Source organism: Silvanigrella sp. (genome assembly GCF_044369315.1).
GTDB lineage: Bacteria > Bdellovibrionota_B > Oligoflexia > Silvanigrellales > Silvanigrellaceae > Silvanigrella.
The window spans coordinates 23,900-32,527 of sequence record NZ_JBIPMD010000009.1; the positions used below are offsets into that span (position 1 = coordinate 23,900).

At 28.1% G+C, this 8,628-nt stretch carries 10 protein-coding genes; 7 read left to right on the plus strand and 3 right to left on the minus strand.

Annotation, left to right across the window (positions count from 1 at the left end):
* Window positions 1-43: 43 nt before the first annotated feature.
* On the plus strand, window positions 44-1,960 hold the full coding sequence (locus ACIQ56_RS01825; protein WP_397599377.1) for a hypothetical protein: 1,917 nt from the start codon (window positions 44-46) through the stop codon (window positions 1,958-1,960).
* A gap of 7 nt (window positions 1,961-1,967) precedes the next feature.
* Here ACIQ56_RS01825 and ACIQ56_RS01830 read toward each other — a convergent pair whose 3' ends face one another.
* Window positions 1,968-3,161 carry an MFS transporter gene (locus ACIQ56_RS01830; RefSeq protein ID WP_397599378.1) on the minus strand — a complete coding sequence of 398 codons (1,194 nt, stop codon included), beginning with the start codon at window positions 3,159-3,161 and terminating at the stop codon, window positions 1,968-1,970.
* 75 nt (window positions 3,162-3,236) lie between these two features.
* Window positions 3,237-3,725 carry a ribonuclease HI gene (gene rnhA, locus ACIQ56_RS01835; RefSeq protein WP_397599379.1) on the minus strand — a complete coding sequence of 163 codons (489 nt, stop codon included), beginning with the start codon at window positions 3,723-3,725 and terminating at the stop codon, window positions 3,237-3,239.
* 45 nt (window positions 3,726-3,770) lie between these two features.
* Between rnhA and ACIQ56_RS01840 the strand changes: the two genes are divergently transcribed.
* From ACIQ56_RS01840 to ACIQ56_RS01865, 6 genes are read left to right on the plus strand one after another with little or no spacing between them, the layout of a single operon-like run.
* Entirely contained in the window at window positions 3,771-4,394 is a 624-nt protein-coding gene (locus tag ACIQ56_RS01840; protein ID WP_397599380.1) for a hypothetical protein, read from the plus strand.
* Entirely contained in the window at window positions 4,372-5,052 is a 681-nt protein-coding gene (locus ACIQ56_RS01845) for a hypothetical protein (protein ID WP_397599381.1), read from the plus strand. Before ACIQ56_RS01840 ends, ACIQ56_RS01845 begins: the two co-directional genes overlap by 23 nt.
* The gene (locus ACIQ56_RS01850) at window positions 5,027-5,605 is read left to right on the plus strand and encodes a GNAT family N-acetyltransferase (RefSeq protein ID WP_397599382.1); all 579 of its coding nucleotides are present in this window, start codon (window positions 5,027-5,029) and stop codon (window positions 5,603-5,605) included. Before ACIQ56_RS01845 ends, ACIQ56_RS01850 begins: the two co-directional genes overlap by 26 nt.
* On the plus strand, window positions 5,602-6,675 hold the full coding sequence (locus ACIQ56_RS01855) for a glycosyltransferase family 9 protein (protein ID WP_397599383.1): 1,074 nt from the start codon (window positions 5,602-5,604) through the stop codon (window positions 6,673-6,675). The genes ACIQ56_RS01850 and ACIQ56_RS01855 overlap by 4 nt, the downstream gene beginning before the upstream one ends.
* 14 nt (window positions 6,676-6,689) lie before the next feature.
* Window positions 6,690-7,880, plus strand: a complete 1,191-nt coding sequence (locus ACIQ56_RS01860; RefSeq protein WP_397599384.1) for a hypothetical protein — start codon at window positions 6,690-6,692, stop codon at window positions 7,878-7,880.
* Window positions 7,877-8,377, plus strand: coding sequence for a hypothetical protein (locus ACIQ56_RS01865; RefSeq protein WP_397599385.1), 501 nt, complete (start codon window positions 7,877-7,879; stop codon window positions 8,375-8,377). The genes ACIQ56_RS01860 and ACIQ56_RS01865 overlap by 4 nt, the downstream gene beginning before the upstream one ends.
* On the opposite strand, the gene ACIQ56_RS01870 is transcribed toward ACIQ56_RS01865, so the two are convergent.
* Window positions 8,367-8,628: hypothetical protein (locus tag ACIQ56_RS01870; RefSeq protein WP_397599386.1), on the minus strand; the 262-nt coding region annotated here is incomplete at its 5' end. The genes ACIQ56_RS01865 and ACIQ56_RS01870 overlap by 11 nt on opposite strands.

Here is an 8,628-nt window from a genome sequence, read left to right on the forward strand (position 1 = left end):
TCGTAAACAGTTTTTCAAATTATACGTCTTGGTGTTTATTGCTTTGTATTCAGAGTTTAACTTTGCAAACCGTGAAATGTTTGTTCCTTTGCCATTGTCCGGAAATGATATTTCAGCAGCAAAAAAAGAATGTCCAAGAGTAGGATCCATTTCGGGAAGAATTCAAATTTTTGATACAAAATATTTTAACCCTGAATATTATAAAAACATTGTTATTCGGGTATCAGGAATAAACTATTCAAATCCAAATAGTATTTTATACGAATATTATCCAGATGAAGAAGGTTGTTTTTCTATTAAAAATAATTTTCATATCGGTAGTTCACTTTTATTATATATTTGGGATACAAATTCGAAATATTACTACAAAACAATAAATGCTTATGTTGGTTTAAAAACAAACTATTATGATATCAGTATTATTCCGTTTGAAGACGTAATTTATACCTCAGATGCTTTTGATAAAAAAATAAATGAAAACATGGAACCTTATAATTCTGATAATGATGAAGTACAAACAGAATCTTCTACTCAGTCCTTAAATAATGCAGGAATGTGTGGTTACGCTGTTGGTATGTCTCCTGGAGATATTTTAGGAACTAAAATCATGATTGAAAACTCTAAAGGGAAAAAATTTAAGGCAAAATATTATAATCATAATAATTTACCTTCATCAAATTTCAAAAAACTTTCTATGAGTGGTCATTTTTGTGTATTTAATTTAAATTCCTGTGATGAAAATGAATCTAATTGTTCAGATAATGCAAACTATAAAATTAATTTTAATTTAAAAAATGGGGAATCTAAGTCATTTGATATTATTATACCAGATCGCACGTTTTCTGATAATAGTATATTCGATTTAAAAGCTGCTGTTTATAGACCATTAGATTTTTATGCCATAAAAGATTTTAATTCGAATGTATGGGATAAAACTTCTGATGTTGAAGTAAACATGACTAATAATTTAACAAACAATGATTCGCTAAAAGGACTACAATATTTTCCAGTTGGTGACGATATTGTTAAATTAAATTATAAAACTTCAGCCACAGAGTCAGATAGATATTTTAAATTAATACCAACTTCAGAATTGTTTACTTCTGATATGTTTAAATATGAATATCATCCTGGAATGGAATTTGTTGATAAGAAAAATATTATAAATATTCGTGTTTTTGATCCAAATGCCTTAAATTTAAATAAAGAATATTTAGCACCATTATATAATACAAATACAGGATCTACCTTCTTTAGTTTAGATTTATCAAGATATAATACACAAATCAATTCGGTCAAACTTGAAATTCGTAATGTTTATGGAGCGCTAGTTCGAAGTTCTGTGAGTAGAAATCATTATCGAAATGAAGTTTATGATTCTTCTATAAATGAGAACGACTTTTCTGCCAATGGACTTAATGATCTAAAAATTATAAATTCAAATCAAAATTATTTGAATGGTTTTATTTACAACTTAAAACCAGGGTATTATCAAATATTTTTAGTAGATAAAAAGTCAAACGGGAAAGAAGAAATTTTATTTACCAATTTAGTCCAATCTTTTCCAAATAAAACACAGGTCATTACCGACTCTGTTGAACCCTCTCCAAATAAAAATAGTAATAATGATAAGGCTTACGTTATTGCCTCAAATGTAATTCCAAACCAAGATTCTAATTCTTTACAGTGGAATCCCGAAATAGAAGATAAATTCTTAAAATCTGATGTGCCATTTGATGTTCCTTTAAAAAACAATTCATCTGAAATAAATGAACTCAGAAATGAAAAATTACTTATAAATTCAAACTTATTTTTTAAATATAGTACCGATGAATTGTGTGGTTTTACAAGATTAAAAACAGTTTTTCTTGAAAAAAATAAAGAAGATGAAGATTTAATTGAAAAACCACCAAAATATGACTTTTATCGTAATATTAAATTGCCAAGTGATACTAAGTAACTTTAACTTATAATTCTTCGTTATTTTTTATTATAGATGTTTTTCTAATTGAAATAATAATTCCTATGATAATAAATATTGTTAGGAAATATAGGGAATTATTATACCAAGAATAGTCTGTATTTAAAAAATCGAGACTTTTTGTTCCAAAAAAATACCCAGTCCCTTCTCCAATTCCCATAAACAAGGCATAAATCGCAAATATGGCTACTCGAGAATCTTCTGGTACATATTCGGCTAAAAGAGCTTGAAAGGCGGGTATGAATAATATTTCTGAAAATGTTAAAAATAATACCCCTAAAACAATATTAAATACAGAATGATAAATAATTAAAGATGAAAAACCAAAGATAGCTAAAATTAAAGAAATTGAAATTTGAAAATAGTAATTTTTACTATAATTATTCATAAGTGTATTTATTTTTAAAGAAATAAAAATAACCATAGCACCATTTATTGCGGATATTATCCAAATATATGAATTATTTTTTAGAATATGAGATAATAAAATAGGAGCTAGGGAATAAAGTTGCGCACAAAAAAACCAGCTAATAAGGATAAGAAAATAAATATGCCAAAGATCTTTTCTAAAAAGGAATTGAAATATTGTTTTTAATAAATTTTTTTGAACAGGAATTTCAATATTTTTCATTGAAAAAAACGTAAATAATCCTGAAAATGTTAAAAATATCCCCATGAATAAAAACGCAAAATTTTTATTAAAATAAATATAAATTAAATTAATTATTATTGGACCAATGGTTGCGGATATATTTGTGCCAATATGTAATATTGAAAATTTTTTAGTTGAATTATTATTGTTTTTATCTGAAAATGAAGTTAAAACTCTTGTTATAATTGAGTTGCTTCCATAAAAAAGTCCAATTAAAATTAGAGATAAAATAATGACGGAATAATTTTGATAAAAACTTAATAAATAATATCCAATTGCGCCAATTATTTGCATTAATGACAATAATAAATTTGCTTTTATTTTATCAAATATAGGAGAAAATAATAACCTGCCCCATCTTGCTGTTATGGAGCTAATAAACATTGCAAAACCAATTTTATCTGTATGAATTTCTTTGTTCTCACTTAAAAAAATAGCTAGCATGCTTAATGGTGCTAAATAGCCAAAGCTTGTAATAATTTCTTGAATAAATAATTTTCTAATATTTTTATTATTAACTTCTGACATGAATAATCCTTTATGGATTATATCGATCTTTATGAATAAAAATTAATACTTATTTATTTTTTTATAGGGTTTTATCTAAAATTTTTCGTCTATTCCGCTTTTATTTATAATTGCTTTTCGTGCATATTCGTCACACATTTCGTTGTATTCATTTCCAGAATGTCCTTTTACCCATTGCCAAGATAAATTGTGTTTTCTTTGTAAAAGACTTAATTTTAGCCAAAGGTCTTGATTTTTTACAGGGTCGCCGGACTTTGTTTTCCAACCATTTTTTTGCCAATTTTCAAGCCATCCTGCGGTAAAAGCATTTTTGACATATTGACTATCAGTGATAATAAGAACAGGCATAGGACGTGTAAGGCTTTCCAAACCATGAATGACACCCATGAGCTCCATTTTATTGTTCGTAGTATGACTCTCATAACCAGATATACGGCGCTTGAGATCGTGATACAATAAAACACAAGCCCAACCTCCTGGTCCTGGATTTCCAGAACATGCGCCATCTGTGTAAAGTGTTACTTGTGAAGACATAAATATTTGACTTTCATTAAATTGCGTCATTTTAAACGCAATTTGTTTAAAATGTAAAAGGGAAAGAGTAATTGAATGTTAGCAGATTTGCCACCAGAACAACAAAATATCAAAATGAATTACCCCACGGTAGATGGAATCTCTGCCCAACTTGTTCCTCTTAAAAACGAAAATATTACCTTCCCTAGGACGGTATTTTCATTTGGCATTTATAACGAAGTTTTAACAAAAACAACTAAATCAAATTATACTTCACCAGGATATGGATTTTCATTAGGAATGCAGCATCAAATAAGAGGAATGTGGAAAGGTGGGCTTGATATTCGTTGGGCGGATTGGGTTTCAAAAAATACTCAACAAAACCCTGATTTAAGTCCCTTATCTATTTTTTCAAAAATTGAGGGAGATCCTCCCATTCAGTCCTTAGTTGGAGACTATTGGGGAAAAGTATTTCAGCCCTTTTTCACGGGAGGGGTAGGATATACCTTATTTTTTAGTGGGCGATCTTGGTCAGCGGTTCAATCAAAAGCATCATTAGGTCAGGTTTCTATAACATACGGCGTAGGTTTTCGTGTTACATTACCTAAATCTTTTGCGGTAAGAGCATCTTTTGAAGAATGGAGAGGTGTTCAGACCTCAAGTGTTTCTGCACAAATTTATCGATTGGAGTTGGTATTTGGAGATGTCGATAATATCTAAAATTATATTTTTATCTTTATTCGTTACTTCAAATGTATTTGCTCAAAAAATAATTTTGACAAATCCTGTTGGAAAAAAAATACCAGAAGCAACTTTAATTTCATTGAATCGTTCCATTATGAGTTGTGGTGAAAGAACAGGATTATCTGTCTATTCTTCAATAGAAATTCAGGCGGTTTTATCTATTTCAAATATGTTAACTTCGGAAAAAACGCCATTAGAAACAAATTGGGATGTTTATTCTCCTACAATAAACTCAAATTCTACTGGTTCTTTAAATGAAAAAGAATTTATAAATTACCCACCCGATGTCCAAAGAATAATTTTCTTATGCCTCACTTGGAATGAAAGTTTTCGATTAAAATTATTTAATATTTCGAATGATGCTTTAGATGATATTACAAATAGTGTTATGAAGAAAAAACCTTGGAGTGTGTTGCCAAAGAAAGTGTCGGAACGAATTGATGCTTTTTCGCATTTAACAATTAAGGATTTTGTATATTTAGTTCTAAGAGCGAATACATTTTATACTGTTCGTGGAGGATTTAATAAAAATCCAACTTTATGGGCAACTTCTTTTTCATGGCGTGTACCTGTAACAACAAGTATTCAGCCTAAAGAAAAAAACAATAATGAACCCGAGGAGAAAGATAATTAAAAAAGAAATTTTATTTATATGGAAAGGCGAATTTTTTAAATTTAATTTAAATGATGCAAATTCGGCTATACTAAAAATCTCGAAAATGGAATATGATTCCTATTTTAAAGATACCTTTCTGTCTAAAGAAATGAACCGAATTTCCAAAGATGATAAATACGCTTCTACCTTAAATTCTTTAGAAGAATTTTGTAGCAAATCATTCTTACAAACAGCAAATGAACATTTTTCTTCATTTTTTATATGCTTTTATGATAATATTTTTGTAGCTTATTTAAATGTAAATATTATATTTGATATTGCCGAAATAGATTATATTTGTGTGGATAAAAATTATTTAAGAAAAAGCATTTCTTTTCAACTTATTTCTTTATTTGAAACATTATGCAAGCAAGAGAATTTTTCGAAAATAAATAAAATAATGCTAGAAGTTGGAGCTCTTAATGAGCCCGCTCTTAATTTATATCATAAATTAGGTTATCGAAAAATTTCTGAAAGAAAAAATTATTATAAAAGTAAAGAAGATGCTTTTATTATGGAGAAAATATTGTGAAAGTTGGTATTTTTCACACAGCATTTTTAGGCGATATTGCTTTAGCAAGCCTTTTAATTGAGGCGTTATATAGAGATAAACACGAAGTATTTTTAATAACAAAAAGCATAGCATCGTTATTATATAAAGAAGATTATAGATTAAAAGGTTGTATTATTGCAGATAAAAAAAAAGGAATTGAAAAAGTAAAATCTATTTATAAAATAGCGAAACAAATTGATGCTTTAAATCTTGATGTTTTATTGGTACCTCATAAATCTTATACAACGGCTTTAATTTCTTTATTAACTAAAGTACCAAAAAAAGTAGCATATAACGATACCTCTTTTAAAATTCCTTTTACTCATTTTCAAGAATTTAAAAAAGATATTCATGAATGTTTACGGTGTTTGTATATCGCTCCTAATTGGCTTGTGAAGAAAGAAACTATGTCAGAAGTAGAAAAAATAGCGAGGCCAATTTTAATTTCTGAAAATAAATTAAATATATTTTTATCTAAAAATCCCAACTATTTAAATGAATCTATTCCTTTTTTTATAGTAAGTCCTGGTTCTGTTTGGCCTACAAAAAAATATCCTGCAATTCAATTTGCGAAAGCAATATTTTTAATTTTAAATAAAAATAAAAAAATAAAATGTATTGTTTCAGGTACAATTGACGATGAAAAAGATATAAACGAAATATTTAACTTTTTTTCTCCTTTTCCAGAATTGGCTTCTCGAATTGTAGACACTTCTAAATATTTACCTTTAAATGAGTTTATGGCTCTTGTTTCTAAATCCTCTTTTGTCATTGCAAACGACTCTAGCCCTATTCATATTGCTTCTGGTTTTAATATTCCTGTGGTTGCTATTTTTGGTCCGACATCTTGGAAGTTCGGATTTTATCCAACTTCTGAAAAAAGTGTAACGTTAACTTATAAAGACCAAAATGGGAACCATTTGTCTTGTCATCCATGTTCTCCTCATGGTTCGAAAGAATGTCCAAAAAAACATTTTCGTTGCATGCGTGAGCTTTCTCCTAATCTTTTGGTAGAATCTGTAGAAAAGATAGTACCTCAATTTTTTTGAAAAAGGGGATTTATATGCAGCCTATAATTGGTAATTTTCGTATTTTAAGACCAAAATATGAAATTTCCCAGGTAGATGGTTTAAATTGGATAACGCAAGCGCATGCGCTATCAAAATATATAGAAAATAGTTTTTTGCAAAATAAAAAAACATTACCCGAATTAAAAATTTATATGGAAAATTATATAAATCGATTTGGTTGTAAACCAGATAAAATTGAAAATAGAGGTACTTCAATTGATGACTATTCTCATCAAAATTGGGATGAAATGAATTTTTTTGATTTAAAAAAAAATACCTCAGGTGCTTTCTTGCATAAAAGAATGGAATTTTATTCTCAAGTGGTGAATGAAATTGTTGTTCAGTTTTATCAAGAAATCGAAATGCCTCCAGCTCATTTAATTCATGTCACTTGTACAGGTTATTCTTCCCCTTCATCTGCACAGCGATTGGTTTCTGATAAAGGTTGGGGAAATAAAACCAAAGTCACTCACGCCTATCATATGGGCTGTTATGCTTCTATGCCTGCTTTGCGAATTGGACATGGATTTATTTTACAAGAAAATCAATTGTCTTTATTTAATAATGAAGAATTAAAAAATAATAGAGTCGATATTGTGCATACTGAATTATGTACTTTGCATTTTAATCCTTCTTTACATGAACCAAGCCAAATTGTAGTGCAAAGTTTATTTGCGGATGGATTTATTTATTACTCCTTATTTGATGAACATTATTTTAATAAATCAGACTTTAAAAATGGGTTACAAGTATTAATCAATCACGAGGAAATTCTTTCGCATAGTACAGATGCCATGTCATGGGATTTAGATGATCATGGATTTCAAATGGAATTATCAGCTAAAGTTCCTTCTATTATTGCAGAAAATATTGAAAAATTTATCATTGGTATGAGTTCAAAAATTGGACTCAATTTTAATGAAGTTAAAAATAATGCTGTTTTTGCAATACACCCGGGTGGGCCAAAAATAATTCAATTTATAAAAGATATTTTAGTTTTAAACGAAATATCAATCAAAAATAGTGAAGAAATTCTTAAAAAATATGGAAACATGTCTTCAGCAACTCTACCTCATATATGGGAGTCCGTTTTAAGTTCAAATCCAAAGAAAGGTACTCTTGTTTATAGCCTAGCTTTTGGCCCAGGATTAACAATTTCGGGATCTATTATGAGCGTCGTATGATTTATTTTGAAGTTATTTCTATTATTATAATTATGACTCACGGTATGATTATGTGTTTAGATGAATTTTATTTTCATCATAAACGAAAACTTCCTAAATGGGAAAGACTAGGTCATCCAGTTGATACATTATTTTTTTTCTCTTGTTTTTTTATTGTGATATTTTTTCCAATGACAAAAATATCAGTTATTTTATTTTTTATTTTATCTTTTATCTCTAGTATGATAATCGTTAAAGATGAATTTATTCATGCTAAAAATTGTTGTATCAAAGAAAATTATTTACATGCTCTTTTATTTGTGTTTCATCCTATTCTGTTAATTATTTTATTTTTATCATGGTCCTCTTTTACGAAGCCTTATTTTAACGGTTTAGAAAGTTTTAATTCAACAATAATTAAAAATATGATGTATTTTCAATTTATAACCACTATTTTGTTTTTTATTTATCAAATTATATTTTGGAATTTTATTTATAAAGAAAAAACTAAGCTTTAACAGTTTTTTTTGTTGCCCCTAAAATAAGAAGCTCAATTTCTTTCGTGGTTTTTATTAATTTTTCACCCTGATCAACAAGTTCATTTGCTGAAGATGAAGTTTGTGTTGCTGAAGTTTGATTTTTTTGTGTTGCTCTGTCTATTTCTGTCATAGCTGTCGTTATTTGTCTTGTGTCCTCCCAATAAGTGCATTTTACAAACACAATGAATGGAATTAAATTTTTTATAGAGAGTGGTTTTTGATTTTGTTGA

What these genes read in the sequence shown, in the direction of transcription:
- ACIQ56_RS01830 (WP_397599378.1), bottom strand. Translation starts at nt 3,161, where the DNA reads ATGTCAGAAGTTAATAATAAAAATATTAGAAAATTATTTATTCAAGAA.
- rnhA (WP_397599379.1), bottom strand. Translation starts at nt 3,725, where the DNA reads ATGACGCAATTTAATGAAAGTCAAATATTTATGTCTTCACAAGTAACA.
- ACIQ56_RS01840 (WP_397599380.1), top strand. Translation starts at nt 3,771, where the DNA reads ATGTTAGCAGATTTGCCACCAGAACAACAAAATATCAAAATGAATTAC.
- ACIQ56_RS01850 (WP_397599382.1), top strand. Translation starts at nt 5,027, where the DNA reads ATGAACCCGAGGAGAAAGATAATTAAAAAAGAAATTTTATTTATATGG.
- ACIQ56_RS01860 (WP_397599384.1), top strand. Translation starts at nt 6,690, where the DNA reads ATGCAGCCTATAATTGGTAATTTTCGTATTTTAAGACCAAAATATGAA.
- ACIQ56_RS01865 (WP_397599385.1), top strand. Translation starts at nt 7,877, where the DNA reads ATGATTTATTTTGAAGTTATTTCTATTATTATAATTATGACTCACGGT.